A 16,127-nucleotide genomic window follows, 5' to 3' on the forward strand; every position below is an offset into this window, starting at 1 on the left:
TAGACCCTTCCTCTCAGGAGTTAGGGCCTCCGGCAATCCCGGGGCGGTTCACAGCGCCCGCCTTTGAAAGCGATAATCAGGGCATGGGCCAAGCTTATCATCTAAAGCCAGGAGAATATCAGTGGGTCGAAGCTCCTGCCTGCAACGGGTCACTTTCGCAGCTAACGCCAAGCGCTTCAATGTGATTGGTCAACGCCTCGATTGCATTGGCCACATAGATTCCGGGCAGGTGGGCATCATGCTGGTCGATGATCTCGAGTGCTTCTTGCAGTCTTATCAGTGCATTCGACAGCATGAAGCACAACTCCGGAATGAGAACGAAATGCTAGCGAAAGCCGCTGAATTCGAGGCTTCTAGCCGGAACCTCTCCGTATTGGAATTGGATTGGTCCGCTTTGCAACCAAATTGCCTTGATTGAGCTGTGGGCCAGCGAAGGATAATCAGCGCGAGTAATCGGGATGCGCCAAGTCATCACCGCGACTTCGTTGGCATGCCCTTTGCCTCATTTGCCTAAGCCAATTTCGGGTGGGGCAATTGTCAAGTCAAGTTTCGTCGGTCCGTGGTCGCCGCTACGCGCCAGGGGCATACTGCGTCACCAGCCATGTTGCAATCAATTCAAGGCCCGACTTTGCGTCACGTTAGCATTGATATTGGGCGCATGTGCTTTTGTCCGGGCCCGGTTGGCGATCTTGTACTATGAAGACCCACCAAATTATTCCAAAAACGAGCAAATATCTGGTTCGAAGTGCTTGACTAGCCACTCTTCCTCAGCGAGATTCCTTAGTAGAAGTAGCACCATATCTGAAGACGGCATTAGCGAGGGCAGTGATGGAGCGCCTGAATCGGAATCAGATTGCCGACGTTGCGCAGTTCCTGCTGCGACTGTCTGATGCAGGCGAGGCAACGTTGCCTTCGGCGTCCTCAGGCGCACCGCGCGATGTGCTAGTAACGCGCGTCGACCAAAAGACCGAGTTGCTGAACCGAGTGCGCGAAGAACAGCGCAATCGCCGCCGGAGGTCGGAACTGATTGCTCCGGCGGGCGGCATTTTTGCCGATCCTGCTTGGGATATCCTGCTCGAACTCTACGTTGCCGACCTTCGTGGGCAGAAGCTCAATGCATCAGTGGTGGGTTGCGAAGCTGCCATTCCCCAATCCACGGCGCTGCGTTGGCTTGCCTTGCTGGAAAAGATGGGTTTGTCACAGCGGACGCAGGATTTGTTTGACAAAAGGCGTCATTGGGTCGCCTTGACGCCACGGGCAACTCTCGGACTTGAGCAATATTTTGCCTGAGGCCCAATATTGCCCTCATGGGTCGGCTGATCCGGCAATGCCTCTCGGGTCAGCCGGCAACCAGCACTGCGGGCCTGCTGATGACATGGTCGAGAAGGTCTCTCAATAAGGCAAGCCCGAGTTCGCACGACGTTGGGATAGCATGGAGTCCGGCACCTTTTGCAAAGCAAGGTGTCCAGGACCGCACAAAGGTGCGTCCAACGAGGAGGACCGCGCTCTCGTAGGCACCAATACCCAACATGCGTTCGATCTCGACGTCGATATGGTTCGACATCCGGGTTGCGTCAGGCGCAGCTTCCCGTTTCTCAAATTCCGCCAGGCACCTGATGACCAGCCCAGAAAGCTGGCTGGAGTGAATTCTATCTGCCATTGTGCGCAAAGATGCGAATGCGTTAACGTCGACATCGGCTTGCGCTTCTGCAGAAAAGAATATGGGAACGCTTTTGGCGGTCGGCTCGGGCTGGGGACGGGCGCCCGGCAGCCATGCCGCCAGGGCCTGTTCCATCAGGGCAGATCCCGTGGAAGTCAGGCTCAGCATGACCCGTCGCCTGTCGTCCGGATCATCGTTACGGTGAACAAGGCCGGCCCCTTCCAGAATCCTGATCCAACGCGTCGCCGAAGAGCTGGCGATCCCAGAACACGATGCCGTGTCGCTGACGGTCACTGACATCCCACGTGCCGATGAGCGATAAATTTCGAGCAGGATGTCCCAGGCAGGGTCATTGAACAGGCGCGATGAACCGAACACTTTGTCGCGGTGTCGCCTGAAGCGCAGCGTATGTTCTGCAACTTCAGCGGCGATCGACCGCTGGTGTCCATGCCAGGGCGCGAGAATATGATCGGTGCTGAAGTCTGGTCCTGTTTGGTGCAACCTGTCGATCATGGTTCCATCCTCGCTTGGCGCATGCTGTAGATTGTCCTGCGTCCTACGATCAGGTGCTCTGCAAGAACGAGACCGCGGGTCCATGCGCGCTGCGCCAGCTCCCGCGTCGAGACCAGGTCCGCTCTGCTTGGCATGGGATTTCCGCCCGGATGATTGTGAGCAATCACCAGGCTGCGGGCCTGCAGGGCGAGGCCATGTTCGATAATACGCGAAGCATCGAAGACGATGCGCGAGCGCTGACCGAATTCGAGGAGGCTGTCACCGATCTGCTTGCCGCAGTGGGAGAAATACAAGGTCAGAAGGCGTTCGCGCGACGCATCGCCCAGATTCAGGATAACGTGGTGCCTAAGTCTCGGAGACAGGCGCGCCAATGGGGCAACAGCCGTTGGGGGCAGGGTAGGTGCCAAAGGCCATATGTTGACGGACTTCAGGACGCGTGCGCAGAAGCTCCGACCATCGGTGCCCGTCGCCTGGAATTCCAGAGGGCGGTTCCCCAAATCAGGATGATGAGTTCCAGCCATGACGGCGCGCGCATCATCACTGCATAAGCGAAGGGGGCGTATGCGGTATCTAGCATACGTACGACATGTGCGAGCAGTGCGATGAGCTGGGCACTGGCCATCCATAAAGTCCACCATCGGTTCGAGTAAAATGACAGGCCAACCAAGAAGAGCAGGACTGTCGCATCGATGGTAAAAAAACCCAGGTCGGTGCTGTCGTAGCGTCCGGGCCCTGCGATCGCCCAGCGATAGGCGTCGGAGGCGACGAACATGCCCAGCAAGATCGCTGCGCCGACCCGTTCGTCGGTTCCGCCTTTGCGCCAGGCAAAAAGTACCGCAACTACCAGGAGTATGATCTGCAGCGTGTATCGCACACGCTGCAGATCGCCACGGCCGCACCTGGATCGTCAAGCGCTTTTATGCAGCCATATCGACGCTTGAGTCGATTTCACCCTTGATGGGGGGGCAATAATCGTCATCAGAAACCATCATTTCGCGGCCCAGTGCGGCAAGTTCGCGGTGAACGCGAAGAAAATCGTTGCTGGCCTCCATGAGCGACTTCTGGCTCTGGATCAGCTTCGCCAAGGCGATCTGCCCGGCATGCGCAGGAACGAGACCTTCGTTACGTGCTGAAAGCATGGTCTGGAGCACGTTCGTGGTGGCCAGAAGTGCGGCATCGATCGCGAGTTCGGCGCTGGGAACTTCGCGGGCAAGCCGCATCGCGGCAACATTGACGGACATCGACATAAAACAAGATCCCCTGCCGCTCGGGCGGCGCCTTGGTTGACCAGACGGGGCTTTACTGGCGGAGGAGCGAAACCAGGCTCTGGGTCACACTCATGCCGATGAGGGCGACGACGGCAATGATCAGCGCAAAGACAATGATCAAGCCGACCCGAACCCACAGACTCGCCGGTACAGTTAAGTCCCGAAAGCCGGTCGGTGTTGTCGGCTGCTCCGGCCAGAAGGGATAGGGTCCGGTGACGCCTATATCTTCGAGCAGAAGCAGATCGTCCGACCCGGCTTCGATCGGGCTTTCGCCCATTGCGGAACCAAATGCGACCTGTGCGGCCGTGCCTGTGTGATTTGCACAGGCACGCACAAAGCTGGCGTAGGCGCGTGCCGTGTCGCCGCGGCGATGCGTACCCAGGCGCAAGCGCGCGCCTGCAAGGCGTTGGTCGACGGCCGAAGGCGAGATGCCAAGAATGCGGGCAATCTCTTTGTTGCTCTTGTGCTCGAGCAGCAGATCGAGCACTTCGCATTGCTTGTCGGTCAGGCCCAACAGACCTGGCTCGGGATTGTCAGTCGTGCGCTCCGACAGCTCCATCATGGCAATCGTTCTATACGAAAATGCGCGTCATCGTCGCATTGCATCCGGATCGGTTGCAATTTCATTTTTTTGGGCAGTGATGTGACTCCCTGCTTTCCACCAGCTGGGAATAGAGCTGGACCGTTTTGTTGCGCATGGGCGCGGGGTAATCAATGGCCCGAGAAGCGGAGCCCGTAGGGCGTAGCCGAGCAGGCCATTGATTATGCAGTTCGACGGCGAATGCCGCCGTAGCTTCGTAGCCAAGGGCTGAGTGCGGTCGCTCGTGGTTGTAGTCCTCCACCCATGCCGCGATCTCCACGCGGGCATGGTCCTTGCCGAGGAACAGCGTTTCGTTGAGCAACTCGTCGCGCATCCGGCCATTGAAACTCTCGACGTAGCCGTTCTGCACCGGCTTGCCCGGCGCGATGTAATGCCACTCCAACCCGATCTCCCCGCACCATGCCAGCACCGCATTGCTGGTGAGCTCCGTGCCTTAGCACATTGGGAAGCACCGTTTCGGGAGCCGCTATGGCCCTGCTGAAGACAAGGTCGCGTAGCGGCCGCAGGCTTCATCAGGGCAAGCCATGGCCGGCCAGCAGGTGTCTAAAGTGAAGTTGTCGAGACAACACTTTGGAGGCCGACCGACCATGACCAAGCTCTGTTCTACACCCGCCGGCGCTGTGCTGGTAGCGATCGATATGTCCAAGAACCGGCAGGAGGTCCTCATCGAGCGACCGGAAGGCGGCCGGCGCCGACGTATGACCGTCATGGCGACCAAGGAGGACTATGACGCTTTTGCCGAGCAGCTCGCTGCCATCGGTCGCCCTATCATTGTCGGGTTTGAGGCAACCGGGAACTATCACCGGACCCTCGCGCACCGCCTGCTGACCGCGGGGTTCGAGCTGCGCCTCATCTCATCGGTTGCCTTGGCCCGAACCCGCGAGGCGTTGCACAACGGCTGGGACAAGAACGATTCGAAGGACGCGCAGGTCATTCTGCACATGCTCCGCATCGGCGCTACCCAGCGCTATGTCGATCCGCTCGCCGCTGGCATCAACGATCTTCAGGAGCTGTCGAAGACCCACGAGGTTGTGTCCAAGATGAAGACCCAGACCTGGCATCGGATCCTGACCCATTACCTGCCGCTCTATTTTCCCGAGATCGCCCGCTTTGCGGGCAACAGCCGGTCAGACTGGTTCCTGGCGCTGATCGAGCGGTTTCCGACCCCGGCCAGCATTACCGCGCTTGATCGGGAAGCCTTCTCCGCGGAGGCATGGCCACTGATCGGGCGTAAGGTCTCCAAGGCCCGGCTGATCAACGATGTATACGAGACCGCCTGCAGTTCTGCGGCGTTGCCGGTGCCCGAGGACTCGGTCGCGATCACCATGTTTCGCATGGTCATCGAGCAAGGTCGCAGCCTCATCCACCAGCGCGACGAGATCGAACGGCTCGCCCATGCCCGGCTCGCAGAGCATGTCGATTACCTGCTGCTGCGCAATATCCCCGGCATCGGACCGATCAACGCACTGACGATCCTGGCTGAGGCAGGCGACCTTCGCCGCTTTAACCATCACCGCCAGTTCCTCAAGTTCTGCGGCCTCGATCTCGCAACCTGCCAGTCCGGCACGTTCCGCGGTCGCACGAAGCTATCAAAGTACGGCAATGCCCGATTGCGCCGTACATTCTGGATGGCCGCCCAGGTCGCCGCGCGTCAGCGCGACAACAGCTTCCGCGACAAGCTCGGACGATATACCGCCGGGCACGCGGACGATGCCGATCGCCGCCGCAAGGCGATGACGGCGCTCACCGCCAAAATGGCGCGCGTGGCTCACGCCGTCATCAAGACGGGGACAGAGTACCGGCCGTTCCTCGAACGGCCGGATGCCAGGTGGAAGGACCCCTCTCTGCAAGTGCCGTGAGGGCGCGAGAGCGACCCTGTAGATAATGTTCGGGCCTTCCACCTGGGTGCGTATCTCGTTTTAAGGACGGTGAGGACCACGGCTGCTCCGGCATCGCTGAATCCTGTGTTTGCTATGGCAGGAAGCGATCCCGTTGACGGTGGAAGCCATCTGGCTCAGAATGCATGCAGCGCTGATGTTTGTCGGCGCATAGATATCTGCTGGCCAAAACCCGCCGCTGCTTCCTGACCCAGGGCGTTGTCGCTGACGATCATGCAGGGCTTGCCACGTTCGGCGATCAGATCGGCCAGCCGCGCACGACACGGCGACCCGAGATCGAGGTGTCGGGCACCGCACGCAGGCACTCCCGGGTCACGTCATCGACGATGTTCAGGACCCGGAACCGACGGCCTGACGCGAGCTGATCATGGACGAAGTCTAGGCTCCAGCGTTAATTGGGTATTGCAAGGACTGGAGCTGGAGCCCGTGCACCAATGGCGCGACGCCTATTGCGCCGCGGCCGAACCGCCCGCTTCTCCTCCCGGTAATGCCGCTAGGTCTTCTTCCGGTTGATCACGATACCCTCTCGTCGCAGCAGGATATGTAGACGGCGATAGCCGAACCGGCGCCGCTGCTGCGCCAACTCGCGCAGCTTCGATCCAAGCCCGGCATCGTCATCCCGTTGCGACCGGTAGCGCATGCTCTTCCGGTCAGCGCATATGACACGACACGCCCACCGCTCGCTCGTCTTCTGGAATGCCTGAAGACGGGCGACCGCCTCTCGCTTGGCAGCGGGCGTCACCAATTGTGGGATGGTCCGCCTCCTTACGGAGCGAAGCGGTTGGGTGCATTCTGACCGTCTCATCAAGAAGGATCATTTATGGCAAACGTAGCAGTGGTCGGCATCGATATTGGCAAGACCTCATTCCACCTGGTAGCCGTCGACGGGGCCGGTGCGATCCAGTGGAAGGAATAGCTCAGCCGCTCCCAACTGATGCGGCATATGGACGGAATGCCGCAATGTCTCGTCGGCATGGAAGCCTGCTGCGGTGCTCATCATCTCGCGCGTGAGCTGTCAGCACTCGGTCATGACGTTCGCCTGATGGCGCCCCAGTTCGTCAAGACGTTCCTCAAGTCCAATAATAACGATTATCTCGATGCCGAGGCAATCGCAGAGGCCGTGCAGCGACCAACAATGCGCTTCGTGCCAGCAAAGTCGGTTGATCAGCTGTAACCGTGCTCTGTAGGCCGCCTTGCACGTCGCGGGATTGAAGCGCTGATAGCCGCTCCTTTTGATGGGGTGGCCTGGATGGACGATAGCGAGGCGGATCGAGCAAGTAGTCATATGAGTGGTCGTATGACTACTCGGATTGAGGTGGTCGGCCGGGTTTCCGGCCGCCGTCGCTGGACGGTGGAGCAGAAGCTGGCGATCCTGCGGGATGCGTTTGGGCCGGACGGTTCGGTTCGCGCGGCATGTGACCGGCACGAGGTCGGTAGCGGGCCGATCTATACGTGGCGGCGGCAGGCGATGTCGGGAGAACTTGCAGGCGTCCGGCCACCGGCCTTGCCGACATTCTCCGAGGTTGAGGTCGCAGATCCGGTCGTCCGTGATGGTGTGCCGCCGGTGCCACCGTACTGCGGGCAGATCGGCATCGAACTGCAGACGGGTGTCCGCCTGACCGTGGATGCGATGGTCGATGCCGACGCCCTTGCCCGGGTGATCGCCGTGCTCGGCCGGTGATCCCGCTGCCACCCTCGACGCGGGTTTACCTGGCCTGCGGCGCGACAGACATGAGGAAGGGTTTTGACGGGCTGGCGGTGCTGGTCCAGCAGGTGCTGGAGCAGTCTCCGCATTCCGGCGCGCTGTTTGCCTTCCGCGGCAAGCGCGGCGATCTGATCAAGCTGCTCTGGTTCGACGGCCATGGGATGTGCCTGTTTTCCAAGCGCATGGATCGCGGCAAATTTGTCTGGCCAGTGACGAAGACGGGCAAGGTCAACCTTACCTCGGCCCAGCTTTCCATGCTGCTCGAAGGTATCGACTGGCGCCGTCCCGAACGCACCGCAGCGCCGCTTCTGGCGGGATAAAAAGTCCTAGATTTGCGTGGTTTTTCTGGTGCGGGATGATCCACTTTGCTAGTGGGTCACGGTGTCGGACGCAGCCACTTCCAGACTTGATAAGGATACCCGGATCGCCGAGCTGGAAGCAGCCCTGGCGGCCCGTGACACGCTGATCGACACGCTGCGTTTCCAGCTAGCGTAGCTGCGCCGCATGACGTTCGGTCAATCGTCGGAGAAGCTGTCGGCCCAGATCGAGCAGCTCGAACTGACACTCGAAGAGCTCGAAGGCGAAGCCGCTGTCGCCGACGCCCGCAAGGATGCGCCAGCGGCCAAGCCCGAACGGCCAGCGCCGGTCCGCAGCCTTCCGCCCCATCTTCCGCGCGCCGAGCAGCGGATCGAACCGGAGGCAGGCCACTGCAATTGTCCTGATTGTGGTGGCGCTCTGCGTCCTCTGGGTGAGGACAGCGACGAGATGCTGGATGTCCTGCCCGTGCAGTGGCGCGTCATCCGCACCATCCGTCCCAAGTACAGCTGCCGGTCCTGCGAGAAGATCGTGCAGGCGCCGGCGCCGGTAAAGGCCATCGCCCGCGGCAAGGCCAGCTTCGCCACGCTCGCCCATGTGGTCGTGTCCAAGTTCGACCATCATCTCCCGCTCTACCGGCAGGCCGAGATGATGGCGGCGCAGGGCCTCGACATCGACCGCTCGACGCTGGCCGGGTCGGCAGGACAAGCCGCGCATCTTCTCGACCCGATCGTCTCCCGGATCCGCGAGGAAGGCTTGAAGTCCGGCAAGATCCACAGCGACGATACGCCCGTGCCGATGCTGGTACCTGGCAAGGGCAAGACCGCACAGGGCCGGTTGTGGACCTACGTCGTCGACGACAGGACCAGCGGATCAACCGCCCCGGCGCTGGTGTGGTACAGGTTCACGCCAGACCGCAGCGGTATCCATCCGCAGACCGAGCTGAAGAGCTTCACCGGCCTCCTTCAGGCCGATGGATATGCCGGGTACGAGAAGCTCTATGCTGGCAACCGGATTCAGGAGGTCGCCTGCTGGGCGCATTTCCGTCGCAAGATCTTCGAGAACCACCAGACCAGCCCAACGCCGTTGACCACCGATCTGCTTGAGCGGATCACGGCGCTCTACCGGCTCGAGGACGAGGTACGGGGTCAGCCCCCTGATGTTCGCAAACAAAAGCGACAGGAAAACACCAAACCGCTGGTCGATGAACTGCGCGCGGCCATCGACGATGCCTTGCGCCGCCTGTCGCCAAAGTCGGCGATGGCCAAGGCGCTCGCCTATGGTCGCAAGCGCTGGATCGCGCTGACACGCTTCCTCGATGACGGCCTGGCCGAGATCGACAACAACATCGCAGAACGCGCGATGCGCAGCGTGGCCATAGGCCGCAAGAACTGGCTCTTCGCAGGCTCGAAGGCTGGCGGTCAGCGCGCCGCTGCCATTTACTCGGTCATCGAGACGGCAAAGCTCAACGGCATCGAGCCACAGGCCTACATCGCCGACGTCATCGCGAAGATCGCCGGTGGTTGGCCTGCCTCGCGCTGGGACGAGCTCATGCCCTGGAACTGGGCAGCCGGAGAACAACCGCTGATCGCCGAAGCCGCCTAAGGCGCGGCCTGCAGGCCACGCTTACGATCAGCTCGATCTCCAAGCGCTAAACCGTGTGCGCGAGCGATTGGTGAGTCGTCGAACTGCGGTCATCAACCAGATCAGCGCCTTCCTCTTGGAACGCGGTATCGTGTTCCGTGCCGGCCGTCTGTTCACCGACGAGCGATCGACGCTGTCGCTGCGGATGCGAATGATCCTGCAAAAGCTCTGGAACGAGTGGCGTAGCCTAGAGACCGACATCGCCGACGTAACCAAGGAGATCGCGATGATCGCGGCCGATCACGAGGGCTGCCGTCGACTGCTCGCCATCCCCGGCGTCGGGCCGCTGGTCGCCACAGCCCTCGTCGCAGCGATCGCCGATGGCACCGGATTTAAACGAGGTCGCGATCTTGCGGCATGGCTCGGTCTTGTGCCCCGACAACACCACCGGCGGAAAATCTACGCTGCTCGGCATGTCGAAGCGCGGCAACAGTCACCTGCGGCGGCTGTTCTTCCACCCACGGCGCAAGGTCGGCAAGCCTGCACATGAACCGCGGCCACGGCCCCTGGCTGAGTCAGCTCGAGATGCGAACTCACAAGAATATTGCGGTGGTTGCGCTGGCAAACAAGATCGTGCGTATCAGTTGGGCGGTGCTCGCCCGACAGGAGGAATATCGGTCACCTGTGCCGATCGCCGCCTGACGGCAAACACCGCACGGAGAAGTCTGCAAGTCGAGGAGTGATGGCAAGCAGTCGATGGTGTCACGACCGAAGACTGGGTCAAAAAGCAGCCCTCCAAGGCTAGACCAATTGTTGGGCAGGACGTGCGCGTATCCCATCATGGCCAGGGATCGAGATGTCCCACACAGGCCGGATACATTTACGCAGACTGTGCCGCCAACCACATCTCACACTTGCCAGACGGGGGCGGACCCTACATTTTTTGCGAAAAGATCCTTCCGCCCGGCATTGTCCAGCATGGCCTCTGCCAGAGGCCGCTTCAGCTCGGCGTTGTCGTCCTCGAGCGCCCGCAGCCTTCGCTTCCGACACTTCGAGCCCGCCATACTTGGCCCTCCAGTTGTAGATTGTCGCTTCCGCTACGCCGCGCCGCCGAGCGAGGTCAGCGGTCTTCACACCCGCCTCCGCTTCCTTCAGAACACCAATGATCTGCTCTTCCCTGAACCTCGTTCGCTTCATCTGTCCGCCCTTGGGCGGTGTCCCGTGAGGGAACGCAGGGACGAACGATCTGCGATGGTAGTCAGATGGGCTGCAAAGCCCGCATCGAGTTAATGCAACGTTCGCCTCTTAGAGACCCGATACAGCACGACCAGGCTCCGGTCCGGCCAGTGCGGACGGATCCATGCAACCATTAAGGGATCAAGACCGCCTAGCTCTGCAATTACAAATCTAAGCTCCGGCTTGCGATGAGCTTCGTCAGGGAACCAGAGCCCTGCATCGAGCCAGACCTGCTGATTCAATTCGTCTCCAGCCCGGAGTCCGCGACCTTGTCCGGATGGACGATGCCTACGATCGCCTTCCATTCTGAAATAGTAAGATTGCCGAACGCCTGGGGGCGTTGGAATGCTTCACTTACCCAAGTCCATCTTCAATCTGCCGGACTTTTGCCAGAGCTTGGAGCGTTATCTGGTGACAGCATGGCCCGGGCAAGAATTGCCAATGGAGCAGCGCAGGCGATTGCTGCGCAATCGACGAGCCAATCGGCAAGTTCCGCATCGCGGTGGAATAGGGGGATCAACTGCAGAAGTTCGATCAATCCGCCAATTGTTGCCATCCCGAGCAAAAGCATGGAGGGGCGCAGCGCCGGGAAGGCAGGCGCCGCCAGGATTGTCAAGATGACGAAAGCCATCGTGTGTTGCACCTTATCGCCAAAGCGGCCGGGCAAGTCGGGCATGGAGGGCGTCAGCGCGGCGAACACGGTCACGGCACAGACAAGCGTAAAGATTTGCAAAAATACTGGACGTTTAAGCATTGAAGGACATCCTCTTGGGAGGAATGCGACAGCCTTGCGCATTACGCTGATAGAGGTTTAAACGGCAAGCCGGACCACAATGTAAAGCCTTGCTGAGCAAAACAATTCAATCGTGTCGGACCGTTGGACAATCAAGGTGATGGGTTCAGTTGTGCTATTTCACCAGCAATGGCCCCGGCCCGGTTTGTGGCCAAGGCGTGTGAGGGACTGCTCAAGATTCCCCCATGCACCGAGCGCCGTGACCTTGCCAGAACGATACAGCACGACGCGGATCATAGCCAGCGTTATGCAATAGTGTCGCGCAGAAGTGATCGGCTTCCTTTTCTGGTGCACGCACACGATTGCGGCTTTTCCCAGATGCTGACAGCAGACCAATCACCACGTCGGCAGTTTCGAGACGTCGGCGATGGCCCAGCACTATAAGGGCCAGTTCGTGGGCGGCTATGACGGCCAAAGCGTCTTCGTCCTCATTTTGTACCAAGCGCGCCGGTTCCTGGATGGTCTTGCCATCCGATTGCACGAGCGGCTTTGTCGAAGGCAACCTCCCAACGCGTTAGTGCAGGTAATCCTGGCATGGAGGGTGATCTCGAAAGGCGCGGGAAGCGCGGAGCGCCGTATACCCAAATGATGGGGCCTTGCGCTGGCTGGAGACAAGAAGGTATTCGGCATAGTTGGGCAACGTAGAGTCAAATTTGCCACAGCATCCGCAACGGGCAAGTGCGCGCCCTTTACATAAGCTATGCACTGCCCGGGCGCAGAAGAGATCGGGGTTGCAGCCTGCAAGGTAATAGATGACCGATGCCAGGCGAAGATCAACCGCCTTGATGGTCCTAAATGCCTAATACGTGGGTGACGCTTCGACCGATCCTGGGAGCAAAGGGCATCGCTGCGACGAGGCCACGGAAAAAAGGCAGGTCTTTGGCATGTGTATGTCTCGGTTGGCGTCTTTGTGCAGGGTCACGCTTTTGTCCTTTGGAGTAGTCGATAGGTTATCACGGCTCGAGTGCTGAATGTCGAAAGAAGGCCGCGCGCTGGCATGACCCCTTCATCGCGAGCGTAGCGCAACCGATTTTCATGCCAAAATTCTTCCCCTCATTTTCCGGCGGCGGGTAATTAAACGCCTGCCGCAGCTTCCAGCGCAACACCGGATCTACGCAATCGGCGATATTCGCGGGTGTGCCGATTTGTTGGCGAGGATACTGGCGCTCATCGAGAACGACGATGCAACCCGACGGCGAGCAGGCATAATCATCATAATACTTGGCAATTTGATCGACAGGGGGGCCGCATTGTGCCCAAATCCTTGATTTGGCCATGCAGATGGCGGCGCAGCGCTCGCTGAGGCTTATTGCAGGTAACCATGAACAGATGTTTCTGGCCAGCTTTGACGACAGGCTCGCCCTGATGGAGCTTCTGCAACATGGCGCGCGCGAAAGATTGCTCCGTCATTGTCTCGATCGCGCTGTATATGCGCGATGAACACTGGACGAAGTCATTTGCAGTTATTCCACTTGACCAACAGCGTGGTGCCAATCTTTGATGGATTTGGCCGAAGTTTCTGGTCTTTGATTTTTTCATAGGATAACAGTGAAGCGGTAAGCGCTGACCGCCTGCATGCGTGGGCGTCGTCTGTATCGAACCGGCGGCGCATACCGTGCACGATGACGATCTTTACCGGGAAAATTTGTTGTGCACTGACGATGGAGTCATTGCCATTGTTGAGATGCGCGCAGGCAACTGCTGCGGCCCTCGAGCAGCCACCCCTGTTCTGCGCCATCGACACACCCTTAACACATTGGGGCCATCGCAACGCTGTCGCGACAAGGCAGCGCCGCACACCCCACGCACCCCGCATAGCACCCCGGAGATGTCCTGCTCCGGGGTGCTTCTTTTCAGGAAACCAGCCCAAATGTTGCATCGGCTGACGTCAAGGCTGTCCCTCTCGGCCGGTTGTGCTAGCATCCCTTGGATATGGTTCGATTCATCACTCGCTTTTTCACCCCGTCACAAAGGCCCCGGGCACAATCGTGCCGGAGTGGGTTTGTCAGTTGCACAGAGCAGTGCCCTTGCTCTGTCTGTATGGAAGATTCCGTTCAGACGGAGGTCATGATAAATGATCTTTACGCTGGTTCTATCCAGGGCCGCCCCCGAAGTCCGGCTCGATAGCTGGCCAGGTCGTCGACTGTTGCTCAGCCTCGCCGACCCATAACATTTGGGCTGTCAATGGATTGACAACCGGGCGGTTTTACGTGGGAAACAGAGACTAAACCGGCCTCCTGTATGGACGGCGCAAGGTCCTTGCGATGCGCCTCCTTGCAAGCATGATCAATGCTTGCGCTTTCAGTAATGAGCAGTGTTTGCCTTGCAGAACGCCCTAAATTTACAAAAACCCCGTCACCCTGAAATTTGCAAGGGACGGGGTTTTCATTCGTCACTCGGACTGGGGTGAGGGCCAATAATGACGACGTGGCATAAGGAAGTTACCAAAGTTGTTCGAGGCTAACAACACGAATTTACGGGGAAACTTTAAAAGGGATATTGATCACGCCGGGCTTTCCGGACGCTATTTGGCTTCGGTGTCGCTGCACCTCTAGCCCGCTTTTGGGAAGCGCCTGAGTGTCATCGGTAAATCGCGAGCGGCGTTCTCGCTGGGTGGACACCTCAAGTTCGATCACGCCTATCGCCCGCGGTCGAAATTTCGCGTCATTTCCGTAGCTTGGAAAGGGAGTCTTTGACGTGGTGAATGCCTTGCCCCGCGTGACAATAGCCATTTTACGGGTCGTTCAAGCAAAGGATGAGTGAGCGCTGCTATTGTCGATCTTGGCGAACACGATTTGGCTCGCTTGCAAAAAATTCGTGCAGAGTTTCAGTCAATGACGAATCGCACATCAAACATGTTGTTAACCAATTATCTGCATCAGCATAGACGTCAGTGAGCCGTTGAGGCCGGAGTAAACTATGAGTCGTGTTTCCTGGGCGGACATTTTGGAAGACAGCTCCACGCTTTGGTCCAAGCCGAGCGGGCTGTCGCGCGCGCAAAGTCGCGTTCATCTTGCAATCGCTCAAGTCCCATTAGACCTAATTGCATTGACGTGCGGATACTGGTTGGCAAATAGCATTGTCCGCAAGCCCACCAGTACTCATTTCATGATTATGCTCATGATTGCAGTTAGTGTCCTTTATTATGTATCTGCAGCGGTCTTTCGAGCTTATTCGGCCGATGCGTTGATGAGTAAAGGTAAGTCTATCATTCGCGCTTTAGGTGCACTTTTTTTAGCAATGACGCTATTCTCATTTATTTTGTTCTTGATGAAGGCGCAAACAAATGTATCGAGAACCGAATTTCTGGCAGGTACGGTCATAGCTGCGATACTTCTCGTCGGATTGCGCTATATTTATGTGAATTATACTCTTCATGCCCTCGGTGGCTCACTTTACACGACAACCATCCTGCTCGATCGGACAAATGGAAACGGCAGGCCATTCCTTGCCCAGTCGCTGGATACGACGACGATCGACATAACCAATCAGTTTGACCCAGTTTTGGCTGGCCCGGATGATTATGGTGCTCTGGCGCGTGTGGTTGGCAAGTCGGACCGGGTTATCGTTAGTTGCGCCGAAGAGCGCCGTGTACATTGGGCATATGCACTCCAAGGCATGAATGTACACGCCGAAGCCCTGGCTCCCGAGCTTGAAGGTCTTGGTGCTCTGGGCATCGGCCGGCATGCTCGGCAGACCACGCTGGTTCTTGCCAAAGGCCCATTGGGCCTGCGGGCGCGGGTTGCCAAGCGCATGTTTGATCTTGCTTTCGCTTCAGCAGCTCTCATCATATTATGCCCACTCCTCCTGGTGACAGCGATCGCGATAAAGCTTGACTCCAAAGGCCATGTCTTTTTCCGTCAGCCGCGCATCGGGCGGCAGAACCGTGTATTCCATGTCTTCAAGTTCCGCAGCATGCACGTAAACAAACTGGATTCGGGAGGGCGCACGTCCACTGGCAGGTGCGATCCCAGAGTTACGCGCGTGGGCCGGTTTATCCGCGCCTCAAGCATTGACGAACTGCCGCAGCTCCTCAATGTCCTGTTTGGTGATATGAGTGTGGTCGGACCACGCCCGCACGCAGTGTTTTCCACAGCGGAGGAAAAGCTATTCTGGGAAATCGATAGCCGGTACTGGCATCGTCATGCCTGTAAACCTGGAATTACCGGACTTGCTCAGGTGAAGGGCCTGCGCGGAGCGACAGAAGCAAAAAGCGATCTGACAAACCGTGTCTCAGCTGACTTGGACTATATGAACAATTGGAGTTTTCTTGGTGATATTGTGATTATTCTTCGCACTTTCGCGGTCATTTTTCATAAAAATGCGTACTGAGCCACCCGGGTAATTCTTTGCAGGGCGGGCGTCTTTTCAACGCGCATCTCACGCCGGAGCTGCCCTTGCTTCAAACCCGATCATGAGATGCTGTCAGTCATGCCATTGGCGATAAAGGCATGGTTCCTGACCTGTCGACTGCAACGGCCCAGACCTCTGCTCGATGTGTCGTCACCCCCAGCTTTCCTCCAACTGGATTAGAGCTGAGCCGTTTTTTGATCT

Annotated in this window: 17 protein-coding genes and 6 pseudogenes; 10 read left to right on the forward strand and 13 right to left on the reverse strand. The window is 58.7% G+C overall.

What is annotated here, in order from left to right; genetic code table 11:
• Positions 1–118: 118 nt before the first annotated feature.
• Complete coding sequence (locus AC2A04_RS17840) at positions 119–295, reverse strand: hypothetical protein (RefSeq protein ID WP_484213715.1); 177 nt, start codon at positions 293–295, stop codon at positions 119–121.
• A 533-nt stretch (positions 296–828) separates the two neighbouring features.
• Here AC2A04_RS17840 and AC2A04_RS17845 point away from each other — a divergent pair.
• Positions 829–1,290 (forward strand): hypothetical protein, encoded by a 462-nt coding sequence (locus AC2A04_RS17845; RefSeq protein WP_484213716.1) that lies wholly within the window; start codon positions 829–831, stop codon positions 1,288–1,290.
• Between the two features lie 49 nt (positions 1,291–1,339).
• Here the strand turns inward: AC2A04_RS17845 and AC2A04_RS17850 are convergent, their stop codons facing one another.
• The 6 genes and pseudogenes from AC2A04_RS17850 to AC2A04_RS17875 form a co-directional block, all read right to left on the reverse strand.
• Entirely contained in the window at positions 1,340–2,173 is an 834-nt protein-coding gene (locus tag AC2A04_RS17850) for a MarR family transcriptional regulator (protein WP_484213717.1), read from the reverse strand.
• The gene (locus AC2A04_RS17855) at positions 2,170–2,544 is read right to left on the reverse strand and encodes a JAB domain-containing protein (RefSeq protein ID WP_484213718.1); all 375 of its coding nucleotides are present in this window, start codon (positions 2,542–2,544) and stop codon (positions 2,170–2,172) included. The genes AC2A04_RS17850 and AC2A04_RS17855 overlap by 4 nt, the downstream gene beginning before the upstream one ends.
• A 56-nt stretch (positions 2,545–2,600) precedes the next feature.
• On the reverse strand, positions 2,601–3,047 hold the full coding sequence (locus AC2A04_RS17860; protein WP_484213719.1) for a hypothetical protein: 447 nt from the start codon (positions 3,045–3,047) through the stop codon (positions 2,601–2,603).
• Between the two features lie 43 nt (positions 3,048–3,090).
• Entirely contained in the window at positions 3,091–3,420 is a 330-nt protein-coding gene (locus AC2A04_RS17865; RefSeq protein ID WP_484213720.1) for a hypothetical protein, read from the reverse strand.
• A 52-nt stretch (positions 3,421–3,472) separates the two neighbouring features.
• Positions 3,473–4,003, reverse strand: coding sequence for a helix-turn-helix transcriptional regulator (locus AC2A04_RS17870; RefSeq protein ID WP_484213721.1), 531 nt, complete (start codon positions 4,001–4,003; stop codon positions 3,473–3,475).
• 61 nt (positions 4,004–4,064) lie between these two features.
• Positions 4,065–4,475, reverse strand: a pseudogene (locus tag AC2A04_RS17875) (integrase core domain-containing protein); the annotation flags it as partial.
• 154 nt (positions 4,476–4,629) lie between these two features.
• On the opposite strand from AC2A04_RS17875, the pseudogene AC2A04_RS17880 reads away from it, so the two are divergent.
• Positions 4,630–5,923 (forward strand): annotated as a pseudogene (locus tag AC2A04_RS17880) (IS110 family RNA-guided transposase).
• Between the two features lie 214 nt (positions 5,924–6,137).
• On the opposite strand, the pseudogene AC2A04_RS17885 reads toward AC2A04_RS17880, so the two are convergent.
• Positions 6,138–6,688 (reverse strand): annotated as a pseudogene (locus AC2A04_RS17885) (DDE-type integrase/transposase/recombinase); the annotation flags it as partial.
• Positions 6,689–6,901: 213 nt separating this feature from the next.
• Here AC2A04_RS17885 and AC2A04_RS17890 point away from each other — a divergent pair.
• From AC2A04_RS17890 to AC2A04_RS17915, 6 genes and pseudogenes are all read left to right on the forward strand, one after another.
• Positions 6,902–7,108 (forward strand): annotated as a pseudogene (locus AC2A04_RS17890) (IS110 family transposase); the annotation flags it as partial.
• A gap of 129 nt (positions 7,109–7,237) precedes the next feature.
• Entirely contained in the window at positions 7,238–7,621 is a 384-nt protein-coding gene (locus tag AC2A04_RS17895) for a transposase (protein WP_484213722.1), read from the forward strand.
• A complete protein-coding gene (gene tnpB / locus AC2A04_RS17900; RefSeq protein WP_484213723.1) occupies positions 7,618–7,965 on the forward strand; it encodes an IS66 family insertion sequence element accessory protein TnpB in 348 nt (115 codons plus the stop codon). Before AC2A04_RS17895 ends, tnpB begins: the two co-directional genes overlap by 4 nt.
• A 61-nt stretch (positions 7,966–8,026) precedes the next feature.
• Positions 8,027–9,565, forward strand: a pseudogene (gene tnpC / locus AC2A04_RS17905) (IS66 family transposase).
• 55 nt (positions 9,566–9,620) lie between these two features.
• Entirely contained in the window at positions 9,621–10,094 is a 474-nt protein-coding gene (locus tag AC2A04_RS17910; RefSeq protein ID WP_484213724.1) for a transposase, read from the forward strand.
• Positions 10,091–10,246, forward strand: a complete 156-nt coding sequence (locus tag AC2A04_RS17915) for a hypothetical protein (RefSeq protein WP_484213725.1) — start codon at positions 10,091–10,093, stop codon at positions 10,244–10,246. Before AC2A04_RS17910 ends, AC2A04_RS17915 begins: the two co-directional genes overlap by 4 nt.
• A 233-nt stretch (positions 10,247–10,479) precedes the next feature.
• On the opposite strand, the pseudogene AC2A04_RS17920 reads toward AC2A04_RS17915, so the two are convergent.
• The 4 genes and pseudogenes from AC2A04_RS17920 to AC2A04_RS17935 all read right to left on the reverse strand — a co-directional run.
• A pseudogene (locus tag AC2A04_RS17920) lies at positions 10,480–10,741 on the reverse strand (transposase); the annotation flags it as partial.
• Between the two features lie 409 nt (positions 10,742–11,150).
• The gene (locus AC2A04_RS17925; protein ID WP_484213726.1) at positions 11,151–11,534 is read right to left on the reverse strand and encodes a hypothetical protein; all 384 of its coding nucleotides are present in this window, start codon (positions 11,532–11,534) and stop codon (positions 11,151–11,153) included.
• A 211-nt stretch (positions 11,535–11,745) separates the two neighbouring features.
• A complete protein-coding gene (locus tag AC2A04_RS17930; protein WP_484213727.1) occupies positions 11,746–12,054 on the reverse strand; it encodes a M48 family metalloprotease in 309 nt (102 codons plus the stop codon).
• A 472-nt stretch (positions 12,055–12,526) separates the two neighbouring features.
• Complete coding sequence (locus AC2A04_RS17935; RefSeq protein WP_484213728.1) at positions 12,527–12,850, reverse strand: hypothetical protein; 324 nt, start codon at positions 12,848–12,850, stop codon at positions 12,527–12,529.
• On the opposite strand from AC2A04_RS17935, the gene AC2A04_RS17940 reads away from it, so the two are divergent.
• The gene (locus tag AC2A04_RS17940) at positions 12,843–13,013 is read left to right on the forward strand and encodes a hypothetical protein (protein ID WP_484213729.1); all 171 of its coding nucleotides are present in this window, start codon (positions 12,843–12,845) and stop codon (positions 13,011–13,013) included. The genes AC2A04_RS17935 and AC2A04_RS17940 overlap by 8 nt on opposite strands.
• 13 nt (positions 13,014–13,026) lie before the next feature.
• Here AC2A04_RS17940 and AC2A04_RS17945 read toward each other — a convergent pair whose 3' ends face one another.
• Entirely contained in the window at positions 13,027–13,311 is a 285-nt protein-coding gene (locus tag AC2A04_RS17945) for a hypothetical protein (RefSeq protein WP_484213730.1), read from the reverse strand.
• A gap of 1,181 nt (positions 13,312–14,492) precedes the next feature.
• Between AC2A04_RS17945 and AC2A04_RS17950 the strand changes: the two genes are divergently transcribed.
• Positions 14,493–15,905, forward strand: coding sequence for an exopolysaccharide biosynthesis polyprenyl glycosylphosphotransferase (locus tag AC2A04_RS17950; protein WP_484213731.1), 1,413 nt, complete (start codon positions 14,493–14,495; stop codon positions 15,903–15,905).
• The last annotated feature ends 222 nt before the right edge of the window (positions 15,906–16,127 follow it).

The organism is Novosphingobium sp. HNCC26DJ243 (assembly GCF_057180545.1).